The organism is Parendozoicomonas verongulae (genome assembly GCF_009711465.1).
Classification (GTDB): Bacteria; Pseudomonadota; Gammaproteobacteria; order Pseudomonadales; family Endozoicomonadaceae; genus Sansalvadorimonas; species Sansalvadorimonas verongulae.
In genome coordinates, this window is sequence record NZ_SMME01000111.1 from 1 (window position 1) to 265 (window position 265).

Sequence of the window (265 nt, forward strand, 5' to 3'; positions counted from 1 at the left end):
TTGCGTCGGCATGGTTGATAAAGTCCGATGGGTCACGATCAAAATCTTCTTCTTGCGCCCACCAGGCTTCCAATGCGCTCTCTGGATCTTCGGCGTTCTTGCAGCGGTTCCTCATGCTGACACCAATCGCTTCCTGCTGATCACGGTAGAAATTCATCAGGCAAGTCTTCACGTAGTTATCAAAACCAAACCGGCCAATGCGCTCCCAGCGCTTGCGGGTTCCCTCGGTCTTGTCAGCGTTCTTCCTCGCAGAGTGCACGAAGAG

1 protein-coding gene is annotated in these 265 nt (G+C 53.6%); it reads right to left on the reverse strand.

Annotation, left to right across the window (positions count from 1 at the left end; genetic code table 11):
* Nucleotides 1-265, reverse strand: a 265-nt coding sequence (locus tag E1189_RS22020; RefSeq protein ID WP_196220791.1) for a hypothetical protein, incomplete at both ends; no start/stop codon positions are given.